Consider the following 26642-nt stretch of genomic DNA (forward strand, 5'->3'; position numbering starts at 1 on the left):
TATTTGGTAAACTTACCAAAAAAATATCGACTTTGTTCGCAAATGAGCCTTTTGTATTAGTCTTTCGGAGTAATATTTTTTCACGCGGCGATGTTCTAGACTGCGTGTTCTAGACTACTTATAGAGCTTCAAGGTGATCGAGCCTGCCGCTCGGTCCGGCATCGCCCAAGTGCTTGTCGATGCAGGCTGTAACAGTGCCTGCCGCAAGAGGCTGTAACTAGGGCGTGGCCATACCACACAGCTGAACGTTTGAATCACGTCATCAAAGAGGAGAGCACCATGACATTGCGTGTCGCCATCAACGGATTCGGCCGCATCGGCCGTAATGTGCTTCGTGCCATGTACGAGAACGGTTATCGTGACCGGATCGAAGTCGTCGCCATCAACGACCTGGGTGACCCTGCGCTCAACGCCCATCTGCTACGTCACGACAGCGTTCACGGGCACTTTGGATTCGAAGTCACGCATGACAGCGATACTCTGAGCGTAGACGGGGATAGCATCCGTATCCTATCCGAGCGTGACCCGGCACAGCTGCCCTGGAAAACGCTGAACGTCGATCTGGTAATGGAATGCACGGGGCTGTTCACCAAGCGTGACGCGGCGGCCAAGCACATCGAAGCCGGCGCCGAGCGCGTGCTGATTTCCGCGCCGAGCGGTGATGCCGACGCCATGGTCGTGTTCGGGGTCAACGAGCAGGTGCTCAAGGCCGAACACCGCGTCGTCTCCAATGCCTCCTGTACGACCAACTGTCTTGCACCAGTGGCACAGGCGCTGCAGGAAGGCGTGGGTATCGAGAGCGGTCTGATGACGACCGTGCATGCTTACACCAACGATCAGAATCTTTCTGACGTCTACCACACTGACCCGTACCGTGCGCGCAGTGCGACCCAGTCAATGATTCCGACCAAGACCGGCGCCGCAGCGGCCGTCGGTATCGTGCTGCCCGAACTGGATGGCAAGCTCGACGGCCTGGCGGTCCGTGTGCCGGTGATCAACGTATCGCTGGTGGACCTGACCTTCACCGCCGGTCGTGACACCAGCAAGGAAGAGATCAACGAGATCGTCGTGAAGGCTGCCGCCAAGTCATCGGTGCTGGCGGTGAACTCTCAGCCGCTGGTCTCGATCGATTTCAACCATGATGCCAATTCATCGACATTCGATACCAACCACACGCGTGTCAACGGGCGTCTTGTCAAGGTCATGGCCTGGTATGACAACGAGTGGGGCTTCTCCAACCGCATGCTGGATACCGCGCTGGCGATGCAAGCTGCCAGCTGATCCCACCCGGATCTGTAGTTCGAACGCGCCGGGCGACCGAGGTTCTGTCGCCCGGCTTCATGTCCGCTCGAGAATACCGGGCTCCGGTTTTTCGTCACTCTGCTATTCGTTCCCGCCAATACCGCTTGCGGATCCCGTGATTCTTCCTCGAGCCTTTGTCCGCTCGTCGAATCCCGGAATCGTGCCTCTTACCGCCGAAATCGTGCCTATTTTGCTCTCAAGTCGTTCGATCAGGTGTCGATAGACCCCTGTAAGCTGATCAATCGTGCTGGTGGGCTTGGACTTGTCGGGCCGACCCTCTAATGTAACGCTGAATAAATTCCGTTTTTATCCACGCATATTTTATCCACGCATAGAGGTCGGCGGCGTCATGCACGACAACATTATCAACGCGCACCGTTTGATCGGCGAGACCATCCACGAGCCCGAGACAGAGCGACGTGGGCGGATCGTCGGTGTCGACCAGTCGCGTTCCGTGCCGGTGATTTTCGTGATCTGGCAGGAACAGTCAGGCATACAGCGCTTCGAATTGACTCGCGACGAGCTGCGTCAACTGGCCGAGGCCTGTAGCCGCCGTTCGCCAGGTCACGATGCTCAAGCCACCCGCAAGGATGACGATACGAGTGCATCGCTAGGCGATGCGACGTTCGTTTCGCCTGAACTGAATCAACGTCGTGTCGGCTCTCGCTGACGCGATTTCGTTCTATCACCCAGCCGCGTGTCACGGTACTGCGGCTAGATGAGGCCGGAGTGCATGGGTCCACTGAATGCCTGCGTGCATGACGATGGCAGTTTGAGCGCGGAAGCGCAGCACTGGCTGCAATCGTTGCCAGGCACGGCCTACGTCACCGATTCGGCCTGGTGGCTGGGAGAACTTCACTTTCTCGCCGAATCCATCAGCACGTTGGGTCAACGCCAGGCGGCGGATTACCGATCCCAGCCCGATCGATGGCTGGCCCAGATTCCCGAGCGTTGGCCGCTACTCGAGCAGCTGCAGAAGGCGCTGGCGCGGGGCGATCATGCGGCTCGGCTGTCCTACGTCGTCGAACGGCCGGACGGCTCGCAGTGCCTGGTCGATGACAATCTCAGCATTCTGCGTGACGCCGATGGCGCGGTGGTCGCTCTCGTGGGGTTTTTGTTGCCGCAGAAGGTGGAGCCCACGGCGAGCGAAAGTCTCTCCCTTCAATCGCTGCTCGATCACAGCGGCGATGTGGTCATGGCACTCGACGAAGATCTCAACTGCTGTGATGTGGCAGGTAACACTCAGGGCATGCTTGGCATCGGTACCGCGTCGCTGCGATCGAGCTCCCTTTTCAGCCTGATGGCCCCGGAGGATGGCTCTCGTGTTCAACGGCTGCTGGCCGAGGCGGCTGCCCAAGCGGCCTCGACGATGCTGGAACTGAGGTTGAGGCACCGGGACCGCGGATATCGCTGGTTCGAGATTCACTTCTCGCCTTGCCCGCTCCCTGCCGCACTGACGCTGACGTCTTCGGAAATGCCGGGGTGGATCGCCATCGCCCGCGACATTACCCGGCGCCGGCAGCAATCACTACAATGGGATGCGTACACCGCCACGGACGAACTGACCTCGGCCCTCAATCGAGAGCCTTTCATGGGCCTATTGAACCATGCGTTCTCGAGCGGCGATGCCAGCGCCCGATTCACCCTGATCGTCTTCGACGTCGATCATTTCAGCGATATCAACGCCGCCTGGGGGCGCGAAGGCGGCGATCTCGTCCTCTCGTGCATCGGCGAAATGTGTCGGGCGACATTGAAAGAGCGCTTCAGTTTCGGACGTCTGGATGACGACACCTTCGCGCTGTTGTTGAGCGGCAAGTCTCTACAGGAGAGCGCGGCCATTGCAGAACGGCTACGGGGACGGTTCGCCTCGACCCGGGTGGAGTTCCATGGTCACTGGCTGGCTTTCTCGGTTAGTCTTGGGGTGGCCGAACGCCGCACGGAAGAGTCGGCGCAAGCCTTGCTGACGCGTGCCGAAGCGGGTGTCGAAGCTGCCAAGCAGCTGGGACGAGATCGCGTACAGCAAGCGCCGTGAAGAAGTCGTTAATAGTGGCCAACCCTGGCGCCAAGCCAATCAAATTTCTCGCGCCAAGCCGGTCGAGCTCGCGCCAAGCCAGTCAAACAAGGAGAACGATGATGGGAAGACTACTGCTGGCCTCGCTGCTTAGCCTGATATGTGTATCGGCGTGGGCCGATGAGGTCGAGGGGCCCCATGTCCAAGGACAGACCTTCGAGTACTCCACCGGTGGTCAGACCTATCAGGGGTACCTTGCCTACAACGCGAGCGACGACCAGCCCCGTCCGGGCGTACTGCTGGTGCATGAGTGGTGGGGGCTCAACGACTACATGAAGCACAAGGCCGACCAGCTGGCTGCGCTGGGATTCGTGGCGCTGGCGGTCGACATGTATGGCGATGGCAAGGTCGCCCAGCACCCCGCAGATGCCAAGGCGTTCTCCAGTCAGGTCATGCAGGATTGGCCCTCCGCGCGTGCGCGGCTGGAAGCGGCAATGTCGGCGCTGCGTGAGCATCCCGCGGTCCGCGAGGATCGCATGGCCGCGATCGGCTACTGCTTCGGCGGCGGCGTGGTGATGAACATGGCGCTGGCCGGTATGCCCCTGGACGCGGTGATCAGCTTCCACGGCAGCCCGACCCAGGTGGTGTCCAATCCGCAGCCTTTCGATGGTGCGGTGCGAATCTACAACGGCCAGGATGACTCGCTTGTCGATTCTGATGCGCTCGATAGCATGGCAGCGGCGCTGACCAAGGACGGGGCGGATGTGCGCGTCGTGCAGTATCCCGGTGCCAAGCATGCTTTCACCAACCCTGACGCCGACAAACTGGCCGAGGAAGACGATTTGCCGCTCGGTTACAACGCAGCCGCAGATGCTGCCTCCTGGCAGGCCGCGCTGCTGACCCTGGACCAGGCGTTGAATCAATAGGCGCCTGAGCCACGGCTGAGGTCTTGGTTCAAAAGCTACACGCGCTGCTGTCTACGCATAGTGAGCCGGGCAAGTGAGAGCGAGGAGTCGCAAAATACAGAAGCCACGAACGNNCGTTCGTGGCTTCTGCCTTGTGGCTATTTGCTTCGCGGCGCAGGGCCTATTCGTTGGGGCGGCTCAGCGCCAGCACGCGCTTGGCCAGGGCAATCATCTCCGGGTCACCGGTATGCTTGTCGGGCACGTCGGATAGCTTGATGACCGGCAACCAGTGTTGGCCTTCCGGCCTGGCCTCGACCATCTTGACGACCATGTTCATCGGCTCGACGCCGACATCGTTGGTGAAATTGGTGCCGATGCCGAAGGCCATGCCGATCCGATCCTGGCAGAACGACTGGATCCGCTCGACCTTTTCCGGCGTCAATGCGTCGGAGAAGATGATCGTCTTGCTGCGCGGGTCGATTCCCAGCTTCTCGTAGTGGGCAATAGTCGAGGCGGCGAAGTCGATGGGGTCGGCGCTGTCGTGGCGCACGCCATCGAAGAGCTTGGCAAACTTCTTGTCGAAACTTTCGAAGAAGGCCGGGCTGGTAAACGTATCGGTCAAGGCGATGCCGAGATCACCGCGGTAGACATCGACCCAGTGCTCCAGTGCCAGGCTATTGGCCATCTTGAAGCCGAAACGTGCGCCGTGGAACATGAACCACTCATGCGCGTGGGTACCGATGGGTTTGACCCCATGGCGCATCGCCAGCAGCACGTTGCTGCTGCCGCTGAACGCCTCGCCACCGTGACGGCGCAGCGCGCCGACCACGCGATCATGGACGTCGAAGGAGAAGCGGCGGCGAGTACCGAATTCGGCGATCTTCAGTCCCATCCGCTGGTACTGTTCGATCTTGGCACGCGTGCGTGCCTCGACCGTTTCGTCGTCATCGCGATCGACTCTACGCAGGCGGTACCAGAGTTCGCTGATCAACGCCATCAACGGAACTTCCCACAGGATTGTGCGATACCACAGCCCATCGATGGTCACTGAGAGCTCGCTGCCCGTCTGTTCGATGATCACCTCGTCCGGGTCGTAGCGGAAGCCCGCCAGAAAATCGAGATAGGTCGGATCGAGATAAGGGCAGGTGGTTTGCAGGTACTGCTTTTCCGCCTCGGTCAGCACAAGGCCGCCCATGGCATCCACTTCACGCCGTAGTGCTTCGCCGAAGCCTACGGGGAATGCATGCTGGCCCCGGTTGATGAAGGCGTATCGTGCCTGCGCATAGGGAAAGCGCTTGATCACGGCGTTCTGCATCGTGATCTTGTAGAAATCGTTGTCGAGAAGCGAAGTCAGCATGAAAACTCTTCATCAGCGTGAGCAAAGTTCGCGGTCGTTGACTCCCGCGAGCGATCGTCCATGGGTGCGGTTTTCGTCCGTCGGTACGGTTTTCGTCCATCGGTACGCTAAAGGAAGGCCATGACACCAAACATTGTCGCGACGAAACCACCGAACAATAAAAGACCGGCCAGCGAGAGCAAGATCAGCAGATAGCCTAATATCAGACCGGCGAGCGCCCAGCTATCGCCCGACTCCTGCTTCTGGCGAATCTGCCGCCGAGCCAGATGGCCACAGACAATGCCGCCCAATGCCGCCGGTGGTACGAAAGTACCCAGCACGCTGAGCGCGAAGGCGGCCAGCGCCATGATATTGGTAGGCCCCGACGACGGGGTGGGTTGGCCGGGAGGAGAAGAGGCGAATGTCATCGTGCTGGGCGTCTCTCGATCATGAGCTAGTGGCAGAGTATCGCACTCTTGCCCGTGGCTCTCGAAGTTTTCAGCCCAGGATGTTATCCACATTCGCATTCATCTGGCCTGACGGCCCCGGGCCTGGATGGACCGCGTAAAACAGGAGAAGAACATGGCGTTGCGGGTCGAGAATATCGGTAGTCTCGCGAATACGAACGCGGCGCTTTGGAATGGCGCCGTCGGTGATTGCTATCCTTTTCTGCGTTATGAGTTTCTGGCGGCTTTGGAAGCATGTGGTTGCGCTGACGTGGCCACCGGCTGGGAGCCGGATCATCTAGTGGTTTTCGACGATGAGCGAGCCGTGGCAGTCTTGCCTCGCTACGCCAAATATCACTCTCGCGGCGAGTATGTATTCGACTGGGCCTGGGCCGATGCCTGGGAACGCGCCGGCGGCGATTACTACCCTAAATCGTTGTCGGCCATTCCGTTCACGCCAGCAATGGGGCCGCGACTGGCGGTAGCTGACGACGTCGATCGGCGTGCGGTCATCGCAGCGCTGGCGGCGGTGATTCGTGATTCCGGTCTACAAAGCTGGCATCTACTGTTCGCCGATAGCGACGAGGTGGACGACTGGCAGGCTGCGTTCGATGCGCCACTGATGGAGCGCAGCGCGGTCCAGTTCGCCTGGCAGGATGAACAGTTTGGCGACTTCGACGGATTTCTGGCGCGAATGAGTTCACGCAAGCGCAAGGAGATCCGACGGGAGCGTCGCAAGCTCGCCGAGCAGGGCTTCGTGTTCGACCGACTCACCGGTTCGCAGATCGATGATGACGCTCTGGCGCAGTTCTACCGCTGCTACTGCATGACCTACCTGGAGCGCGGGCAGCGACCTTACCTCAGCCTCGAATTCTTCATGCGCCTGCGCGACGGGATGGCTGATGCCCTGATGCTGGTTCGTGCCAGCGTCGGCGAGCGAGCGGTGGCTGCGGCCCTGTGTTTTGAAGGGCGAGGTCTCGAGGGGCGGGGGGCCGAAGGAGGAGGGACGCTCTATGGCCGCTATTGGGGCAGCGAGGTCGAGGCCGACTTTCTGCATTTCGAGACCTGTTACTATCAAGGCATCGAACACTGCCTCGAGCGTGGGCTGACTCGGTTCGACCCCGGCACTCAGGGAGAACACAAGCTGACGCGGGGTTTCGCGCCGGTCATCAGCCGTTCGCTGCACTATCTCGACCATCCGGGGTTTCGTGACGCCGTCGAGGAATTTTGTCATGAAGAGCGGCGTCACGTGCAGGCCTATTTCGAAGAGTGCCGCCTGCGCTTGCCGTTCAAGACGTGTGCCGTTTGAGCGAACAGCGTGTGCTGTGTGAGCCGACAGAACGCCGTTAGCAGGATCGACCGCCAATGCCTTGATGTAACGGGGATACGAGGATACGAGGGAGATGGATTTTCTCAATGAAGCGGCTGTGCTGTTGGGCGCAGCCATCATCGCAGTACCGCTGTTTCAACGCCTTGGCCTGGGATCGATCCTGGGTTATCTGTGCATTGGTTTGCTGGCGGGACCTTCGGTCAGTGGCTTCGTTTCCGAACCGGAATCCGTCCTGCACTTCTCCGAATTCGGCGTGGTCATGCTGCTGTTCATCATCGGCCTGGAGCTGGAGCCGCGCCGATTGTGGTCGATGCGCAAACGTCTGCTGGGGCTGGGAAGCTTGCAGATGGCGGGCTGTGCGGCGCTGCTGATGCCGGTCGGATTGCTGCTCGATCTGTCGCCCAGTATCGCCATCTTTCTGGGGCTGACGCTGGCGCTGTCGTCGACGGCCTTCGCGTTACAGGTGCTCAACGAGCGACGCCAGTTGGCAACGCCGCACGGTCAGAGCGCCTTCGCCATGCTGCTGTTTCAGGATCTGGCAGTGATACCGCTGCTGGCACTGTTGCCGTTTCTGGCCGGACGCGCCGATGCGGCGCCGGACGACGGCTGGGTCATCGCACGAAGCATCGGTGTGGTCATCGCCGCCATCGCGTTCGGTCGTCTGGTCTTTCCCCGAGTGCTGGCGCTGATCGCGCGCAGCGACGTGCATGAAATCTTCACCGCTGCGGCGCTGTTCCTGGTACTGGCGATGGCACTCGTCATGCAGTGGGCCGGTCTGTCGATGGCGCTGGGTGCCTTCCTGGGCGGCGTCATGCTGGCGGATACGCCATATCGTCATGAGCTCGAGGCCAACATCGAGCCGTTCAAGGGGCTGCTGCTGGGGCTGTTCTTCGTGGCGGTAGGGATGTCGGTCAATCTGTCTCTGGTGCTGGATAATATCTTGCTCGTACTGGGGTTGGCCGTGGCGATGACATTGGCCAAGACCGTGGTGCTGGCAGCCATCGGTCTATTGGTACGGCTGCCACGGACCGAAATTCCAAGGCTGGCGACGATCATTTCTCAGGGTGGAGAGTTCGACTTCGTGCTGTTGACCGCGGCGGTGGCCGCCGGTGTCATCGACCAGCGCATCGCCAGTCTGTGTATCGCTGCGGTCACCCTGAGCATGGCGGCCACCCCATTTCTGTATCAGCTGGGGGAAAAACTCGGCGACCGACTCAAGGAGAGTCGCCCCTATGAAACCGACTTCGGCGACGATACCCCGCCGGTGATCATCGCGGGGCTGGGCCGCTTCGGACAGATGGTCGGCCGTATGCTGAAGATGCAGGGCATCAACTTCACCGCGCTGGACCCCAATATCACTCAGGTCGAGTTCATCCGGCGCTTCGGTTCGCGCATCTTCTACGCCGATGCGACCCGGCTGGATCTGCTGCGTGCGGCAGGTATCGACAAGGCGAAACTGCTCGTCATCGCGGTGGATAGCGAAAGCGCCGCACTCACCATCGCGCGGCTGGCGAAGACCCATTTTCCCCATCTCAGCGTTTACGCTCGAGCGCGCAATCGGCATCACGCCTGGCAGTTGATGGAAATCGGCATCGACAGCGTGGTCCGCGAGACCTTCGCTTCGAGCATGGAAATGAGTGTCGAGGTCCTCAAGGGGCTGGGTTATCCCAGTTCCAATGCCATCAATGCGGTGCGCACGTTCCGCGATTTCGACAATCAGCTACTCAAGGATACCTACGCTCATCGCAATGATTCCGAACGGTTGATGGCGACCGAGCAGGCAGCGATGGCCGAACTGCAATCGCTGTTCCAGCAGGCGCTCAATAGAGGGCGTGCCAACGATAGACGTGACCCGGAAGGCCCGCTCGACAGCCGCAGTGCCAACGATAGCGATGGCGCCAGTGAGGATGCCGGCGGCGCTGATGGTAGCGGCGAGAACGAGGAGAGATCCCATGGCCCAGACTCTGGAACGACGACTCGCGGCGTTTGATGTGCCAGTAGAAGGAGGTCTGACGCCGCTCTCCGGCGGTGACAGCGGCGCCGGGCTGTGGCGGGTCGAGGGCGAGACGCCGCATATCGTCAAGCGGGATTCGCCAGAGCGCGTAGCCGGTGAAGCGGACGGCTTGCGGGCGCTGCAGTCGGCCTGTCGTCTGCTCATCGTGCCCGCGGTGCTGGCGCAGGATGATGACCTGCTGGTCATGCAGGCGCTGGACGACACGGGGAAGCGCGATGGCGCCGCGCTGGGTGAAGGGCTACGTCAGATGCACCAGGATTCCCGGGATGCCGAGGCGGGCCATGGCTGGCCACGGGACAACGCCTGCGGGCTGACGCCCCAGCCCAATGCGCCGCTGCAGGATGGCCGGGCTTTCCAGCGCGAACGCAGGCTGTTGCCATTGGTGACGCTCTGTCGCGAACAGGGGGCACTGGACGCCCAGCTGGCTGCGCGTATCGAGCGCCTTGCCGAATCGCTGGAAGATTGGTTGCCCGATACGCCGCCCTGTCTGGTCCACGGTGATCTGTGGTCGGGCAATGTGCTGTTCACGCCCACTGGGCCGGCGATCATCGACCCGGCGGTCTATCGCCACTATCCGGAGGTGGATGTCGCCATGTTGACCCTGTTCGGCGGGCCGGGAGAGGCCTTTTTCGAGGCCTACTGGGATGGCGATCGCCCCGTGGACTGGGAACGTCGCGAGGCGCTGTTCCAGCTCTATCCGCTACTCAATCATCTGTATTTGTTTGGACGGGGTTATCTCGGCGGCGTGACACGAGCGATGGATCGGGTTCTGGTCGGATAATGGTGCTCGCCGCGGATGGGTTTTCATCATTGCCGATCACTGGCCATCATCTCCGTATTACCGCTGGGGAGCGCGAATATCGGAGGGCGCAACAGGCTCTCCCATGACATCATGGCCTCGGGTGTTGATATGCAGCGCGTAGAGCGATGTCGTGGCGCAGATATACAGCCGGTTACGACTAATGCCGCCGAAGCAGACGTTGGCCACGGTCTCCGGGACCGCGATGCGTCCGAGCCGGGTGCCATCCGGGGCGTAGCAGTGCACGCCATCGCCGGCACTCGTCCACAGATTGCCATCGACGTCGAGACGAAAACCGTCGAAGAGGCCGCTCGTCGATACGGCAAAAACCTCGCCGCCGGAGAGACGATAATCCGGTTCCACCCGGAATCGACGAATATGATGAGGCCCAGCATCGCGATGGGTGGCGCCGGTATCCGAGATATAGAGCCACGCATCGTCGGGCGAGAACGCCAGGCCATTGGGCTTTTCGAAATCGTCTGCGACGCGGATCAGTCGATGCTCGGGGGTGAGGCAGTAGACGTGGCAACCCATTTCGGCATTGCGCAGTCCCCCTTCGTAGTCGCTGTCGATGCCGTAGCTCGGGTCGGTGAACCAGATCGAGCCATCCGACTTGACGGTGACGTCATTGGGCGAATTTAGCCGGTGACCCTCGAATCGATCGGCTAGCGTGGTGATGCGTCCGTTGTGTTCGGTGCGAGTGACGCTACGAGAACCGTGTTCACAGGTAATGAGACGGCCTTGCCGGTCTCGTGCCTGGCCGTTGCCGAAAGCGGCAGGTTGACGAAAAATCGCGACATGGCCATCGCACTCGTCGTAACGCAGCGTTCGATCATTGGGGATGTCGGACCACAGCAGGTAACGCCCGGCGGCGTCGTAGACTGGCCCTTCGCACCAGCGTCCTTCACTCCAGAGACGCTCGAGCTGCGTGTTGGGAAGTATCAGCGACGTAAAACGAATATCCTCGACGATATACCAATCGGGGTAATGCATGCAGCCACCCTCAGAATGTAAGACCGACCAGAATGTGGGGTCGACCGGAAATTAGGATCGACACAGTCTTGTCGTTGTGGGGATAGCTGTCATTGCGACGAAAGTGTTATCGGCGAATAAGGTTGCCGATAACACCGGGCACGGAATATCGCGAGGACCATGCCCAGTGTTGGTTTTAACCCGGACGGGGATCGCACGGCATCAGTCTGATGCGTTCGAAGAGGGTATCGAGCATGCGTGGGCCGATTTCACCGATATCGTAGCGCTCTGGATCCCTCAGCCAGTCGTGCATGAGGCCCAGAAACATCGACATCAACATGCGGCAGGCGATTTCCGGCTCGATGCTTGCGGCCAGGGTGCCGGTGTCGCGCGCATCTTCGAAGCGCTCGAGCATCGTCTCGTAGCAATCGCAGGCCAACTGATCCTGCAGGGCAAGTATATCGACGTCGCTGGCGGATTCACTGCAGTGCAGCAAGATGGTATGCACGCGACGAGAGCGTGGACCTTGTAGTCGTTCGAGAGCGTGAAGCGTAGCGAGCCGCAGGCTTTCCAGCGGTGCGTTGGGCTGGTCGGGATCCTCGACATCATCCAGCAATTGCCGCAGTGGCATCTTGACGCGGTCGAGCATGGCGTGAAACAGGTCGGACTTGTTCTTGAAATGCCAGTAGACCGCGCCTCGAGTCATGCCGGCTTGGCGTGCTATCTGCTCGAGCGAGGTGCGTGACACGCCACGCTCGAGAAAAATGACCTCGGCAGCGTCCAGTAACGCTTCGCGGGTTGCCTCGGCTTCGGCCTTGGTGCGTTTGGGCATGATGGTGTCGTCGACAGGTGAGTGGGTGCGTGACGTCAGACCGGCATTTGTTATGTTGTGGTTAAAACCGCCGTAACAAGAGCATAACCAATTTTTCTGCAAGTTTACATTCATGTATGTATGCCTGTAAGCTCGCGGGATTAACTTAGGTAGAATCCTTCCAGGATGGAGACTCATGCGCCCTAATTTCATGAATTGCACCCTTGGCTTCGGTGGGGCGTTGTTGCTGTCGTTGGCATTGGCCGGCTGTGGCGGCGACGACTCGAAAAGTGCTCGGCAAGGTGAGGGGCAACAGCAGAAGCCGCCGACAAAGGCGGAAGTGATCGAAGTCGAGGCGCACGATGTCTCGCTTTCCAAGGAGTATCCCGCTCAGGTCCGCAGCAATCGTGAGGTCACCGTGATGGGGCGCGTCGAGGGTATCCTCGAATCGCGCCACTACCGTGAGGGCGGGATGGTCGAGAAAGGCGATAAGCTCTTCACCATCGAGCAAGCGCCTTATGAAGCGACCGTCAAGCAACGTCAAGCCGACGTGCAGAGCGCGCAGGCAGAGGTCTATCGTGCCCAGCGTGATTCCACCCGCTATGAAAAGCTGTACAAGCAGAATTCCATTAGCCAGCAGCAGCGGGATCAGGCCCAGGCCGATCTTCGCACGGCGCAGGCGACCCAGGCTCAAGCCCAGGCGTCGCTGGACAGCGCCAAGATCGATCTTAGTTATACCGAGGTCAACGCGCCGGTCAGCGGCATGATCAGCCTGAGTCAGGTCAACGTCGGTAACCTGGTGCAACCGCCTCAGGAACTGGCGACGATCACGCCACTGAATCCGATCGAGGTGCGCTTCTCGTTGCCTGCCGATGACGCCTTTTCGCTGCGTCAGCAGCGTCAGCAGGAAGATTCCGGTCAGGCCAACGTAGTCACGCTGACCGCCCCGGGCACGGAAAGTGCCTCACACGACGCGCTTCAATTGCGTGGCAAGCTGGACTTCCTTGGCTCCCGGGTCGATGAATCCACCAGCACCGTGCAGGCCGAGGCCGTGTTCCAGAATGACGACCAAGTCTTCCTGCCGGGACAGTTCGTCAGGGTCTCGCTACCCAACGTGATGCGTTACGACGTCTATGCCGTGCCGGCCATTGCCGTGACTGAGGGGCTCAAGGGACCGCAGGTCTACATCGTCAACAGTGAAGGCAAGGCGGAATCACGCTTCGTGTCGTTGGGTGAAATCGCCGGTGACTGGCAGATCATCACCGATGGGCTGAAGCCCGGCGACCGTGTCGTGGTATCGGGGATCGGCAGCCTCTCGGCCGGCGATGAGATCGATGCACAACCGTTCAGCGGCAAGGTGGCGGAGCCGCAGAACAACGCGGGAGAGAACCCTTCTCAGGAGCCAGACGCGCAAGGTGGTGAGGGTGTCGAAGGCGCTCATCGTGATGCGCAAGACGGACAGAACGGAGCCAACTGATGAACTTTGCTAGCGTTTTCATCAGGCGCCCGATTTTTGCCACGGTCATCTCGGTCATCATTACGTTGATCGGCTTGATGGCGATGCGGACGTTGCCGATCGAGCAATATCCTCCCGTGGTACCGCCGACGATCAGCGTCTCCGCGACCTACCCCGGCGCCAGCGCCCAGACCGTTTCGGACACCGTCGCTTCCGTCATCGCCCAGGAGATCAACGGCACCGAGGACATGATCTATCTGACCTCGAGCAGTTCCGACAGCGGTCAGATGTCGATGAGCGTCTATTTCAACATCGGTACCGACCCGCAGACGGCGACGATCAACGTCAACAACCGGGTTCAGCGCGCGCTGTCGCAGTTGCCCAGCGAGGTACAGTCGCAGGGTGTGACGGTCGAGCAGCGCTCGTCGAGCATTCTGCTGTTCGTCGGTATCACCTCGGACTCCGATGCCTACGACTCGCTCTATCTGACCAACTACGCCAACATCAACGTGACGGACGAGCTTTCCCGGCTTCCCGGTGTGGGTCAGGCGGAAGTGCTGGGCAGCCAGGAATTCGCCATGCGCGTGTGGCTCAATCCGGACAAACTTTCACAGTATGATTTGACGCCGGCCGAGGTCTCTTCCGCGATTCAGGCTCAGAACGCGGTGGTGGCGGGCGGTAAGCTTGGCGCCGAGCCTCAGAGCGATCCGACACCCTATACCTATACCATCACCACCCAAGGGCGTTACGAGAACGTCGACCAGTTCCGCGAGATCGTGCTGCGCACCAATCCGGACGGCTCTTCGCTGCGCCTAAGTGATGTCGCGCGAATCGAGCTGGGCAAGAATAGTTACGGGATACAGGCTTACGTCAACAACAAGCCGATTGCACCAATCGCGATTTACCTGCAGCCGGGTGCTAACGCGCTGGACGTGGCCAATGAAGTCAAGCAGTCCATGGCGGATCTCAAGACGCGTTTCCCGCCGGGGCTCGACTTCGATATTCCCTACGACACCACGCTGTTCATCGATGCGTCCATCGAGTCTGTCGAACACACATTCATCGAGGCTCTGCTTCTCGTCGCGGTGATCGTGTTCCTATTCCTGCAGAGCTGGCGTTCGACCTTGGTGGCGATGTCGGTGGTGCCGATTTCGGTCGTAGGAACGTTTGCCGGCATGTATCTGCTCGACTTCTCGATCAATTTGCTGTCGCTGTTTGGCATGATATTGGCGATCGGGATCGTGGTAGATGACGCTATCGTCGTCATCGAAAACGTCGAACGCATCATGGAAGAGGATGAAGAAGCGACACCGTTCAGCGCTGCGCTCGAGGCCATGAAAGAGGTGTCTGGTGCGGTCATCGCGACGGCCTTCATCATGTCGGCAGTGTTCGTGCCGGTTGGTTTTATGAGCGGCCTGACCGGCCAGATGTACCAGCAGTTCGCGATCACTATTGCGATCTCGGTGGCGATATCGGCCATCGTGGCCCTGTCTTTCACGCCGGCCATGAGCGCGATCTTCCTCAAGCATCAGGATCGCATGAAGCAGTCCAAGTTCGTGCGCGTCATCCGCAAGCCGTTCGACTGGTTCAACAAGATCTTCGACAAGATCACAGACTTCTTCATGGCGATCACCAACTTCATCATTCATCAGCTCTGGCTGGTCGTGGTTGGCCTGGTCGCAGCCGGTGTTGTCTCGTGGATGATCTTTGCCCAGTTGCCAGCGGCGCTGTTGCCTTCCGAGGATCAGGGCGTCGCCTTGGCCGCCGTCAACTTGCCGGCGGGATCCTCGGTAGCGCGCACCGATGCTTACGTGCAGGAGCTCAGTCAACGTCTGCGCGACGAGGTACCGGGGATCAATTTTGTCACCGGTATCCCGGGGTTCGATATTCTGTCGAGTTCGCCCAATACCGCCAAGGGCACGGTCTTCGTCACCATGAAGCCTTGGTCGGAGCGTGATATCACCATCGATCAGTTGACCCAGAAGATCATGCAGATCGGCGCGCAGATCCAGGGCGGTAAGACTGTTGCGTTCAACCTGCCGCCGATCCAGGGTCTGTCGCCGACCGGCGGGTTTACCGGTTACCTCCAGGCATACGGTGGCGATACGTCGCAGCAATTGGCAGAGGCGGCAGGCAAGGTGATGCAGGCGGCAGCCAAACGGCCGGAGCTTGCGGGTGTCTTCTCGTCACTCGATGTCAACGTGCCGGTTTACAAGGCTGATGTCGATACCGAGAAGGCGCGCAGTCTGGGGGTGGATATCAGCGATTTGAATACCACCATGGCGAGTACCTTCGGCAGTGCGTTCGTCAATTATTTCACGAGCTCGGGCCGTAACTTCCAGGTCTATCTTCAATCCGAGGACGACTTCCGGCGCAACCCGGATGACCTGAGCAAGGTCTACGTGCGTGGCGGCGACGGTCAGCGTATTCCGCTGTCGGAGTTGGTGACCCTGACCCGCGGCAAGGCACCGTCGGTGCTGCAGCGTTACAATACCTATTCGGCTGCTCAATTTTCCGGCGGCCCGGCACCGGGCTATAGCTCCGGAGAAGCGGTGCAGGCGATGCAGGAAGTGGTGACCAATACTCTGGGCACCAATTACGGAATGGGTTGGAGCGGCGAGGCCTATCAGCAGGTCAACGTGGGGACGGCAGCGACGTTGGCGTTGTCGTTCGGCGTGATCATGATGTTCCTGATCCTGGCGGCGCAGTACGAAAGCTGGACCTTGCCCTTGGCGGTGGTTTCCGCGGTGCCGTTCGCCTTCGTCGGCGCGATCCTCGCAGTCTATCTGGCGGGCTTGAGTACGAGCGTCTATCTGCAGGTGGGCTTGTTGGTGGTGGTCGGGTTGGCGGCGAAAAACGCCATCCTGATCGTCGAGTTCGCCGAGCAGCAGCGCAAACATGCGGGGCTATCGGTGGTCGATGCGGCCAAGGTGGCGGCTCGTCAACGTTTCCGTCCCATCGTGATGACCTCGCTGGCGTTTATCGGCGGCACCTTGCCGCTGGCGTTGGCGTCGGGTGCCAGCGCGGCGAGTCGTAATCAGATCGGCACGCCGGTGGTGGGCGGCATGATTTCGATCACGTTGCTGGCCACGATCTTCGTACCGGCGACCTATGTACTGATCATGAAGGTCACGCATGGGTTGCAGTCCAGACTGGGCAAGAATAAGCCCAGCGAGGATCGACAGTCGTTGGAATCGCGCGAAAGTCATTGATCGGTTCTACTCCGAACGATCGAAAATGCGGTTCCTCGAAGGCAACCTCCTATGGGGGTTGCCTTTTTTATTTGCCGTCATCCTTACCGTTCCAACTGTTATTGAAACAGGCTTTGACGCTTCCTGAGCAGTGGCATATATCTGTAGGCAGCGGCATCAGCCCGTGAATGGAGCGGGGGCCGACGCGCCGAGGCGCCTGTCAGCCCGCAACTCATATCTCATTCTTTATCCCCAGGAGGATCATCATTACAGCCGTTGGCCCGCTGCTTAACGCCGGTTATCGTCGTTGAGTGTCATTGGCGCGCACGATAAAGGGTCGACGCTGGTTAGTACCGACTGGTGGACCGGATGTTCGGGGAGGCTGAACATGACGCAGGCCGTAGTTCATGGAAAGAACCGTCAGACGGTAGCGAGAAGTGGGGAGGCGGCACGCTGGCTCGCGCCGATGTCTGGAAAAGGAGCGGCAAACGCTTCCAGAAGTGCCTTGTCGCGCCCCATTCCATCGGCGCCGGAACGTCACCGGCGTGTATTGTTCGTAACGACCGAGATTGCCGATTTCATCAAGGCTGGCGGATTGGGTGATGTATCTGCCGCACTGCCACGCGCATTGAGGCCCAACTACGACGTGCGCGTATTGATGCCTGGTTATCGCCAGTTATTGACCGCCGGACGGCCGATCGTCCATGTCGCCAGTCTTCCTGCTAGCCACGATCTGCCAGCCTGCGAAATCGGCCGTCTGCTTTGTGAAGATGGCTTGATCGTTTACGTGGTGCTGTGCCCCGAACTTTACGATCGGGTCGGCAATGCCTACGGCGACGAGCTGGGCGTGGGCTGGGCCGATAACGATGTTCGCTTCGCTCGGTTGGCGATGGCAGCTGCCGAGATCGTCAACGATGCCTCTCTGCTCGATTGGCAGGTCGATTTGCTACATCTCAATGATTGGGCCACCGGGCTGACGGCGGGATACGTGCGTTGGCTCGGCAGGCGTTATGTCCCCTCGGTCTACACCATTCACAATCTTGCCTATCAGGGTGTTTTCCCGGTCGAGCGCTTGGCGGCGTTGGGCATTCCGAAAACTGCTTTTCATATCGACGGCGTCGAATTCCATGGTCAGCTCTCGTTCATGAAGGCGGGGCTCTCCTATGCCTCCCATGTCACTACCGTCAGCGGCAACTATGCCGTCGAGATCACCACGCCAGCGTTGGGTTGCGGCCTTGAGGGGTTGCTGAAGAAGCGTGCGCTGGAGGGCCGTCTAAGCGGTTTGCTCAACGGTATCGACGATCACTGGGATCCGCGTACCGATTCGCATCTGGCGCCCAATTTCGGCATCAACGACTGGCACGGCAAGCGTGCCAACACTCAGCGTGTGCGTCGAATGTTCGGGCTGGCGCCCAGCGGCGGCCCGCTGTTCGCGGTGGTCTCGCGGTTAGTCGCGCAGAAAGGGCTTGATCTGACCATCGATGTGACCGATGCCATCGTGCGAGCCGGTGGCCAACTGGTGGTGATCGGTCAGGGTGAACATGCTATCGAGCAAGAGCTGGTCGAGATGGCGGCGCTCTACCCGGGTCAGGTTGGTGTCAATATCGGCTTCGACGAGGGCGAGGCGCGTCAAATCTATGCCGGTAGCGACTTTCTACTGATGCCGTCGCGTTTCGAGCCTTGCGGGCTCAGCCAGCTCTATGCGCAGCGCTTCGGCTCGCTGCCGATCGCTCATCGAACCGGAGGGCTCGCGGACACGATTCAGGATGGCATCAATGGCCTGCTGTTTGACGATATGAACCTGGAAAACTATCGCGCCACCGTGCTGAGAGCCTTCGATCTGTTCCGGGCGACCGATCTGTTCTACGCCATGCGTCGGGCGGCAATGGCGGGGCGGCTGCATTGGCGCCAAGCCGTGATTCCCTATCGCCGGCTCTATGCCGATCTGCTGACGGAGGCGACCGTTCGATCCGACGATGTCGCGGCAAGACGATGACGGATTCCAGCGAAGAGGGTACCGATGGCGAGAGTGCCAGTGAAAAGGGCGCTTCGAGACACTCGGAAACTCCGGGTATAGGTACGGGCTCCGTCGCGGTGCGGCGCGTCATGGCCAGCCCCAGCCAGGGTGGCAAGATGAGAACTAGCGAGTGGCTGGGCATCTGGTCCTGGGACGATGGTGACTGGATGCGCGCCAGGCCTGGGCGACATGGGGGAGAAATGCCTCTGGCGTTTTATCGTCTGTGTGCACTGGACTGGTATCTATCCCGCCTGCCCCTGCCATTGAACTGGAATCGTCTCGCCGAGGAGCTAGTGCCCTATGTGGCCGACCTGGGCTTCACACATATCGTTCTCGATGAAGCGCTGATCAGTCAACCGCATAGCGTCGTCTGCCAGTTCATCGAAACCTGCCATATTGCCGGTGTCGGCGTAGTCGTCGTCTATCCGTCCACCCCGACCATGAATCAGGCGCAATTTCTGGCGTGGTGCGAACGCTGTCATATCGATGGTTTCGAGGAGGTGAGTGATCACTTAACAGAAAGCCTAGGTGCCAAATGCCGATTGTTTCTGAGTGCTACCACTCAGCCGGCATTGGAACTCGAACGTCGGCCGGAGTGGCGTAACGCTAGTGCCGACTATCTGGCGCTGACGCCTGCCGAGCGCAGTCAGCATCACGCCACCTGGGTTTCTTCGCTGACCCCTCGCGAGCGTAGTCGCGGCTTACTGGAGCAAGTTCCCGATGAAACGCGTGCGTTGGGGCGGTGGCGACAACGTGTCCATGGCGATGACTGGCAGCGTTTTGCAGCGTTCAGGGCATGTCTGGCATTGATGTGGGCGCTACCCGGCGACAAGCAGGTCGCGATGGGGGTCGAGCTCGGCCAGGTTCTGGCAGAACCCCATGAAGCTGGCCTGCACTGGCCGCTGCTCTTTGAGAGTCGTCATGCGGGGATGCTGCGCCTGGTGGCCGATCTCAACCGTCTTTACGTCAACGAACCGGCGCTGCAGGTTCGCGGCGAGGATCGCCTGGGGTTCGAGTGGCTGGTCGATGACGATAGCGACAACTGCGTGATCGTCTTTGCCCGCCATGGTGAAAGTGGCCATGCCAGCCTGATCTGCCTGTGTAACTTTCAGGCCTGCGTTCATTATCGCTACCGGTTGGGCGTACCCAGTGCCGGATGGTGGCATGAGACCCTGAATAGCGACAGCGTCTTCTACGGTGGCAGCAATGTGGGTAACGGCCGCGGGGCAACGACGGAGCCGATACCCAGCCATGGTCATGCTCAGTCGCTTGCCGTCACGGTGCCACCGATGGCGACCCTGTTTCTGCGCCACGAAAATTGGTATGAGGATGCCCCATGAATGCGACATCTCAAGCGGGTGAGTCGAATGTGACCACCGCGCAATCCGGCAAGTCGAGGGAGGCAACCTGGGCGCCTTTCTATGGCGCGTCGCCTGTCGCCAATGGGCATGTTCGTTTTCGTCTGTGGGCCCCGAGTGCACTGCGGGTCGATTTGGAGTGCGAGGGAATGGCTCCGCGAGCGATGGTGCCCGTGGCGGACGGACATTTCGAACTCGAACTCGACTTCGACCGCGAGAGCCAGCCTCGCATTGCCTATCGCTACCGAGTCTTTGTCGAAGGTGATGACGAAGGTATTGCGGTTCCCGATCCCGCTTCGAGAGCCTTGCGCGACGGCGTCGATGGCTGGACCTGCGTTGTCGACCCGAATCGCTACACCTGGCGACAGACAGAATGGCGTGGCCGGCCGTGGGAAGAGACGGTCATCTACGAGGTCCATCTGAGTGCCTGCGGAGGAATCGACGGTTTGCGTCGTCGGTTGCCGGCGCTGGTAGAACTGGGAATTACCGCGATCGAACTGATGCCGGTCGCCGAATGTCCGGGACGTCGCAACTGGGGCTATGACGGCGTTCAACCCTACGCCGTCGCCGCCTATTACGGTACTCCGGAAGCGCTCAAGGCGCTGATCGACGAGGCTCACGGGCACGGATTGATGGTCTTCCTCGACGTGGTCTATAACCATTTCGGGCCGGACGGCAATTATCTTCCGCACTACGCCAAGCCATTCTTTCGCGACGACTTGCAGACGCCATGGGGCGATGCGATCGATTTTCGACTGCCTCAGGTGCGGCGTTTCTTCACAGACAATGCGCTGATGTGGTTGCTCGAATACCGTTTCGACGGGCTCAGATTCGATGCCGTTCACGCCATCAGCGAGCGTGATTTTCTGGTCGAGCTTGGGGAAACCCTGAGGGATCGAGTCGGTCGCGAGCGGTACTGCCATTTGATTCTGGAAAACGAGCACAATCAGTCCAGCTTGCTGAGCCCCGAACTTTACGATGCGCAGTGGGCGGACGATTGGCACAACGTGATGCATGTTCTTTTGACCGACGAGCGTGAGGGCTACTACGCCGACTTCGTCGAAGACGCCACGGAAAAACTCTCGACGGCGCTTGGCGAAGGCTTCATCTATCAGGGCCAACCGTCGCGCAAGGGCGAAGCGCGTGGGGAGCCTAGCGGTCATCTGCCGCCCACCGCGTTCGTCAATTTTCTACAGAACCATGACCAGATCGGTAACCGCGCGCTGGGCGATCGTCTACCACATCTGACCGAGCCGAATGCGCTCGACGCGGCGATGCTGCTATTGCTGCTTTCGCCGGCCATTCCGTTGCTGTTCATGGGTGAGGAATGGGGTTCGACGCGCCCTTTTCTGTTCTTCACCGATCATCGTGATGCCTTGGCGGATGCGGTACGGGAAGGGCGACGCCGCGAGTTCGCGGAATTTAGTGCGTTCGAGGATCCGGCTCAGCGGGAACGTATTCCCGACCCCAATGCCCTGTCCACGTTCGAAGCATCCTGTCTTGATGACGCCGAAGCCGATGCACCCGAGCATCGCCGCGTTCGCGAACGCTTTCGCCGCTGGCTGGCGCTGCGGCATCAGTACATCATCCCCGGTCTCGAGGGCTGTCGCGCCGTCGGTTCTCGCGTCGTTGCCGCCAAGGCGGTGGAAGCCCGCTGGCAGTTGGGAAATGGGCAGATGCTAACCATTGCCCTCAATCTCTCCGGGCAGGAAATCGTCTACAACCGGCAGCCGTTGCCGCTTGTCGTCTCGCGGGAGGAGATCGTCGATCAGCTCGACGAGGGCCGGCTTCCGGCGCAGAGCAGCGCAGTCTGGCTTCAGCCAACCGATACCGCGGCGGGAGCGACACCAGCATGACGACCGTCGATGAGAATCTGCGTGAATCCGCGGGCGGGCGAGATACCCCGCTGCGTGAGCTGGCCGATGCGGTAGGCCTGTTGGTTGAGTGGACGGGTAGCGACGATGAGCCTCAGTCGCTTCCAGAAGCACGTCAGCGCACGATGCTGGCACGGCTCGGTTGGCCGGCCGACGATGATAAGGAAATCGCCGCCAGTCTGGCTCGCTGGCGAGCACGCCACCAGCCAGCGACATTGGCACAGCTCCCCCCGATGCTGGTTGCCGATCAGGGCTCGCCTTGCCACGTTCCGGTGGCTGCTGGTAACGGCTGCGCCTTCGACATTCGTCTCGAAAGTGGAGAGACGCTCGACGGCCATCTCGACGCCGGCGGATGTCTGCCCGCGATTCAGGAGGCGGGTTATCACCGCGTGAGTTTTCTCACCGAGCGGGGCGACCAGAGCGTGACACGGGTGTTGGCCGTGGCGCCGTTGCGCTGCTTCACTCTTGAGGATATCGCTCGCGGGCAGCATCAGGCCCGGCCAAGCTACTGGGGCGTGGCGGTACAGTTATACGCGCTTCGACGTGACGGAGACGGCGGCATCGGCGACCTGCAGGCGCTCTCCGAACTGTGCGCGACTATTGCAGAGTCGGGGGCCGATGCGATCGCCATCAGCCCGTTGCATGCGCTGTTTGCCGCGCATCCCGAGCGGTTCAGCCCCTACTCGCCATCCAGCCGGCTTTTCTACAACGTCTGGCACGCCTCGCCGGAGTGCGTGTTCGATGAAGAGACATTGTCACGCGCGCGTGCCCCGTTCAGCGAGGCCATGGCGCAACAGGCAACGCTCGAGTTGATCGACTGGCCGGTCAGCGCTCGGCTCAAGCTCGCGATGCTGGAACGGCTGTTTGTGCAGGTGCAGCGTGACAAGAGTGCCCTGGACTGGCGTTCGCAGCTCATCGCGTTTCGTCGTGATGGCGGCGATAGTCTGGAACGCCACTGTCGTTTCGAAGTGCTACAGGCGCATGCCGAGCAGGCTGACTGGCGTCAGTGGCCCGAAGCATGGCGCGATGCCGGTAGCGCCGAGATCGAAGCGTTTGCCGAAACGCATCGAGAAGAGATCACATTTTCCGCGTTCCTGCAGTGGCTGGTCGCCGCCGGACTGGATCGCGTCCAGGCCGATACGCATCGAGCCGGAATGGCGGTCGGGCTGATCGCCGATCTGGCCGTGGGCGTCGATCCGGCGGGGAGCCAGGCCTGGAGTGATCCGGCCGAGTTTTTCCCGGGGCTGAGCGTGGGTTCACCCCCGGATGCCTTCAACGCTCACGGCCAAAGCTGGGGCGTGGCGGCATTCTCGCCCGAGGGATTGGTCGACTCTGGCTATCACGGCTTCCTTGCCATGCTACGAGCCAGTCTGGCGCACGCCGGAGGACTGAGAATCGACCATGTTCTAGGACTGTCACGACTATGGCTGGTGCCGGAGGGCGCGTCGGCGCAGCAGGGCGCCTATCTGCGCTATCCACTGGATGATCTGCTGCGCCTGGTGTCTCTGGAATCCTGGCGTCATCGCGCCATCGTCATCGGCGAGGATCTGGGAACGGTTGAAGCCGGGCTGCGCGACACTCTGGCGGCGCGCGGCGTGCTCGGCATGAGCGTGATGTGGTTCGAACGGCAGGACGAGGATTTCATGCTGGCTGAAGCATGGCGCGAAACGACCATGGCGACGACTAGCACTCACGATCTGCCGACCGTGGCGGGCTGGTGGCTCGGGAACGATCTGATATGGCGTGATCGGCTGGGGCTACTGTCCGAAGACGAAGTGCTGACCGAGCTCAGCGAGCAGCGGCGGCAGGAGCGTCGGCGGCTGGCCAGCGTCTGCGGGCTCGACGCGATTGCCCATGACGATGGCCTCTCGAACGACAGCGTGGATTTGAACGATGTCATCGATTCCGTGCTGGTCCACGTGGCATCGACGCCGACGCCGTTGGCATTGTTCCCTCTGGAGGATCTGCTGGGGCTGAAAGAGCAGGCCAATTTGCCCGGCACGTTCGATGAACACCCTAACTGGCGTCGGCGATTACCGCTGCCTGCGCCCCAGGCGCTGGAAGATCCGCGGGTGCGGCAGCGCCTGACTCGATTAGATCGCGCACGCCGGGAGCGCCGCACATGAGACCGATCCGCGCCACCGTTCGTCTGCAGCTGCATGCAGAGTTCACCTTCGACGATGCCTGCCAGCAAGTCGGCTACTACGCCGCACTCGGCATCAGTCACTTTTATCTTTCCCCCTTTCTCGCCTCGAGATCGGGATCGACGCACGGTTACGACGGCGTCGATCCGACTGGGATCGATCCGGAATTGGGCGGGGAAGCCGGATTGGGACGTCTGGTGGAAGCGCTGCACGCCGCCGATATGGGTATTCTGGCCGATATCGTACCCAACCACCTGGCCGTCGGCGCCGAAAACCCCTGGTGGCAGGACGTTCTGGCTCACGGTCGCGACAGCGACTACGCCGGCTGCTTCGATATCGACTGGGAGCAGCCCGGTGCCGATGGCAAGCTGCTGCTGCCGTTTCTCGGCGATCGCTACGTCCAGGTACTCGCCAATGCGGAGCTGGCGCTGGCATGGGATGAGACCCGCGAAGTCTTTTTCATCGCCTACCATGAGCACCGCTTTCCGCTCAGTCCGGTGCATGTCGCCGAGCTGCTCGATGCCAGGTCCGGCGACTCGGCGATTGCCGCCATTTTGGCACGCCACGATGCCACGACTGTCGAGGGCCGAACGCGGCTGCATGCATTGTTGGAGCGGCAGGCCTATCGGCTGGCGTACTGGCGTACCGCCAACGATGCGCTCAACTGGCGACGCTTTTTCGATATCACGGAGCTGGTCGGCGTAAGGGTCGAGGACGAAAGCGTGTTCGATCTCTCCCACGCGACCGTGCTGTCGCTGGTCGAACGTGGCTGGGTCGAGGGTCTGCGTATCGATCATATCGACGGCCTGGCGGATCCTCGTGGCTATGCGCTGCGCCTCCGCGGCCGGCTCGATGCGATCGCCGAACGGCGTGGTGAGAGTGCCGAGAAGACGTCACATTTACCGATCTACGTCGAAAAGATTCTCGGCGATGGCGAGCAGCTACATACCGACTGGGGCGTAGACGGGACGACCGGTTACGAGTTTCTCGATCTGGTCTCGGGCCTTCAACACGATCCGGAGGGGTACGAGTCACTCGATCGGCTCTGGTGCGACGTCAGTGGTCGCTCGGGAAATTTCGCCAAAGAGGTAGAAGCGGCGCGAGGTGAGATGCTTCACGGATCGCTGACCGTGGAATTCGAGCGCTGCATCGGCGCGATTGCTGCAGTGGCCCGCCTGAGTCCAGCCACGCGCGAATTCAGTCTGCCGGCGATCCGTCGCGTCGTGGGCGCGTTGGCAATCGGCTACCCGGTCTATCGGAGCTATACTGATCGACGCGGCCGCCCTCAAGCCGATGCCGAGGCCTTCGCGCAGGCCGTGCGTGCTGCGCAATCACGCCTTACCGCGGCCGATGCCGGATGGCTTTCACTGCTCGATGATTGGCTCGGTGGCGAAGCGCCGGACGCCTTCGACACTCCCGAACGGGACCTTCGCCTTGTCGCGGTAACGCGGTTTCAACAGCTGACATCGCCATTGGCCGCGAAGGCGGTTGAGGATACTGCCGGCTACCGGTCGGCGGTGTTGCTGTCACGCAATGATGTCGGCTGCGAGGGCGCGCATTTCTCCTATGCGCCTAGACGTCTTCACGACGCGAACATGACGCGGCTGGCCCGATTCCCTCGCTCGATGCTGACCACCGCGACCCATGATCACAAGCGTGGCGAAGACGTGCGAGCTCGGCTGGCCGCCATCAGCGAGCTGACCGACGTGCTGGTGCCGAAGATGTATGCCTGGGCAGCGGATCAGCGACTGTACGACAGCCCCGAAACGCCCAGCGGCGGTGATCGCCTTATGCTGCTGCAGTTGGTGCTGGCGGCATGGCCTCTGGGAACGAGATTCGAGCCGGGAGTGGACGAGCATCTTCGGGAGTCGCTTGATGCCTTCGCTGACCGCTTGGTCGCCTGGCAGCAGAAGGCCATGCGCGAAGCCAAGCTGGGAAGCCACTGGCTGGCCCCCGACGAGACCTATGAGCAGGCCGGCGAAGACGTTGTACGACGCGCGCTGGCCGGAGACGAATTGACCCATGAATTGGCCGAGGCTGCGGCATTGCTGAATCTGCCTGGTGCCATCAATGGGCTGGCGCAGACGGTACTGCGACTGTGTTCGCCCGGCGTACCCGATCTCTATCAGGGCACAGAATTCTGGGATCAATCGCTGGTCGATCCCGACAATCGGCGGCCGGTCGACATGGCCGCACGCCGGGAGTCGCTGGACGACGCCGAAAAGCCCTTTGCGGCCTGGTCGCACTGGCAGGACGGCGCCGTCAAGCAGGCGGTCATCCAGCGGCTGCTGGCGTTACGCCAGAAGTACCCCCGGCTGTTCAGTGAAGGTGAATACGTGGCTCTGGAAGCCACCGGCGCCCGGGCCGATCACGTCGTTGCGTTCGCTCGGCGCACGCCGGATTCGACGCTGCTGGTCGTGGTGCCGAGATTGTCGGCCGGACTCTTGCGGGATACGAGCGATAACCGGCTGCAATGGTTGGATACCACGCTGTCGCTGGCACCGCTGGCACTGAACGGTATCGGCGAAGCCTGGTTGACATCATCGCCGGTAGAAACCCCCGATACGCTGTCACTACAGCGACATTCGTCGGAATTTCCCTGCGGGGTCTGGGTATGGCGCTCATGAACCCGCTACTTTGAAGTTGAGGCATCGATGACGCTGGAAAGCGATGCAT

The 26642-nt window shown here is 60.8% G+C and carries 18 protein-coding genes; 14 read left to right on the plus strand and 4 right to left on the minus strand.

Features of this window, described 5'->3' with window-relative positions; translation table 11 throughout:
* Nucleotides 1-279: 279 nt before the first annotated feature.
* From gap to DOM27_RS07380, 4 genes are all read left to right on the plus strand, one after another.
* Nucleotides 280-1281, plus strand: a complete 1002-nt coding sequence (gene gap, locus DOM27_RS07365) for a type I glyceraldehyde-3-phosphate dehydrogenase (RefSeq protein WP_110655402.1) — start codon at nt 280-282, stop codon at nt 1279-1281.
* A gap of 370 nt (nt 1282-1651) precedes the next feature.
* Complete coding sequence (locus DOM27_RS07370; RefSeq protein ID WP_110655403.1) at nt 1652-1972, plus strand: hypothetical protein; 321 nt, start codon at nt 1652-1654, stop codon at nt 1970-1972.
* A 63-nt stretch (nt 1973-2035) separates the two neighbouring features.
* Nucleotides 2036-3334 carry a sensor domain-containing diguanylate cyclase gene (locus tag DOM27_RS07375; protein ID WP_188113696.1) on the plus strand — a complete coding sequence of 433 codons (1299 nt, stop codon included), beginning with the start codon at nt 2036-2038 and terminating at the stop codon, nt 3332-3334.
* A gap of 98 nt (nt 3335-3432) precedes the next feature.
* Nucleotides 3433-4239 (plus strand): dienelactone hydrolase family protein, encoded by an 807-nt coding sequence (locus tag DOM27_RS07380; protein WP_110655405.1) that lies wholly within the window; start codon nt 3433-3435, stop codon nt 4237-4239.
* A gap of 160 nt (nt 4240-4399) precedes the next feature.
* Here the strand turns inward: DOM27_RS07380 and pncB are convergent, their stop codons facing one another.
* Complete coding sequence (pncB, locus tag DOM27_RS07385) at nt 4400-5575, minus strand: nicotinate phosphoribosyltransferase (protein WP_110655406.1); 1176 nt, start codon at nt 5573-5575, stop codon at nt 4400-4402.
* 107 nt (nt 5576-5682) lie between these two features.
* Complete coding sequence (locus DOM27_RS07390; RefSeq protein ID WP_245392628.1) at nt 5683-5982, minus strand: DUF4190 domain-containing protein; 300 nt, start codon at nt 5980-5982, stop codon at nt 5683-5685.
* A 154-nt stretch (nt 5983-6136) separates the two neighbouring features.
* On the opposite strand from DOM27_RS07390, the gene DOM27_RS07395 reads away from it, so the two are divergent.
* The 3 genes from DOM27_RS07395 (at nt 6137) to DOM27_RS07405 (ending at nt 10125) form a co-directional block, all read left to right on the plus strand.
* Entirely contained in the window at nt 6137-7309 is a 1173-nt protein-coding gene (locus DOM27_RS07395; protein WP_110655407.1) for a GNAT family N-acetyltransferase, read from the plus strand.
* A 94-nt stretch (nt 7310-7403) separates the two neighbouring features.
* Nucleotides 7404-9320, plus strand: coding sequence for a monovalent cation:proton antiporter-2 (CPA2) family protein (locus DOM27_RS07400; protein WP_110655408.1), 1917 nt, complete (start codon nt 7404-7406; stop codon nt 9318-9320).
* Entirely contained in the window at nt 9283-10125 is an 843-nt protein-coding gene (locus DOM27_RS07405; RefSeq protein ID WP_110655409.1) for a fructosamine kinase family protein, read from the plus strand. The genes DOM27_RS07400 and DOM27_RS07405 overlap by 38 nt, the downstream gene beginning before the upstream one ends.
* Nucleotides 10126-10182: 57 nt before the next feature.
* Here DOM27_RS07405 and DOM27_RS07410 read toward each other — a convergent pair whose 3' ends face one another.
* The gene (locus tag DOM27_RS07410) at nt 10183-11136 is read right to left on the minus strand and encodes an SMP-30/gluconolactonase/LRE family protein (RefSeq protein ID WP_110655410.1); all 954 of its coding nucleotides are present in this window, start codon (nt 11134-11136) and stop codon (nt 10183-10185) included.
* A gap of 175 nt (nt 11137-11311) precedes the next feature.
* A complete protein-coding gene (locus DOM27_RS07415) occupies nt 11312-11947 on the minus strand; it encodes a TetR family transcriptional regulator (protein ID WP_110655411.1) in 636 nt (211 codons plus the stop codon).
* 175 nt (nt 11948-12122) lie between these two features.
* Here DOM27_RS07415 and DOM27_RS07420 point away from each other — a divergent pair, with 175 nt between their 5' ends.
* The 7 genes from DOM27_RS07420 to treY all read left to right on the plus strand — a co-directional run bounded on the left by DOM27_RS07420 (nt 12123) and on the right by treY (nt 26593).
* The gene (locus DOM27_RS07420; protein ID WP_245392629.1) at nt 12123-13403 is read left to right on the plus strand and encodes an efflux RND transporter periplasmic adaptor subunit; all 1281 of its coding nucleotides are present in this window, start codon (nt 12123-12125) and stop codon (nt 13401-13403) included.
* Nucleotides 13403-16594 (plus strand): efflux RND transporter permease subunit, encoded by a 3192-nt coding sequence (locus DOM27_RS07425; protein ID WP_110655412.1) that lies wholly within the window; start codon nt 13403-13405, stop codon nt 16592-16594. The genes DOM27_RS07420 and DOM27_RS07425 overlap by 1 nt, the downstream gene beginning before the upstream one ends.
* A 367-nt stretch (nt 16595-16961) precedes the next feature.
* A complete protein-coding gene (gene glgA / locus DOM27_RS07430; protein ID WP_245392630.1) occupies nt 16962-18569 on the plus strand; it encodes a glycogen synthase GlgA in 1608 nt (535 codons plus the stop codon).
* On the plus strand, nt 18566-19930 hold the full coding sequence (locus tag DOM27_RS07435; protein WP_110655414.1) for an alpha amylase C-terminal domain-containing protein: 1365 nt from the start codon (nt 18566-18568) through the stop codon (nt 19928-19930). The genes glgA and DOM27_RS07435 overlap by 4 nt, the downstream gene beginning before the upstream one ends.
* Nucleotides 19927-21804, plus strand: a complete 1878-nt coding sequence (treZ, locus tag DOM27_RS07440) for a malto-oligosyltrehalose trehalohydrolase (protein WP_110655415.1) — start codon at nt 19927-19929, stop codon at nt 21802-21804. Before DOM27_RS07435 ends, treZ begins: the two co-directional genes overlap by 4 nt.
* Nucleotides 21801-23948, plus strand: a complete 2148-nt coding sequence (gene malQ, locus DOM27_RS07445) for a 4-alpha-glucanotransferase (RefSeq protein ID WP_110655416.1) — start codon at nt 21801-21803, stop codon at nt 23946-23948. The genes treZ and malQ overlap by 4 nt, the downstream gene beginning before the upstream one ends.
* Complete coding sequence (gene treY, locus DOM27_RS07450) at nt 23945-26593, plus strand: malto-oligosyltrehalose synthase (protein ID WP_110655417.1); 2649 nt, start codon at nt 23945-23947, stop codon at nt 26591-26593. The genes malQ and treY overlap by 4 nt, the downstream gene beginning before the upstream one ends.
* Nucleotides 26594-26642 lie beyond the last annotated feature (49 nt).

It is taken from the genome of Salinicola halimionae (assembly GCF_003206065.1).
GTDB classification, from domain to species: Bacteria; Pseudomonadota; Gammaproteobacteria; order Pseudomonadales; family Halomonadaceae; genus Salinicola; species Salinicola halimionae.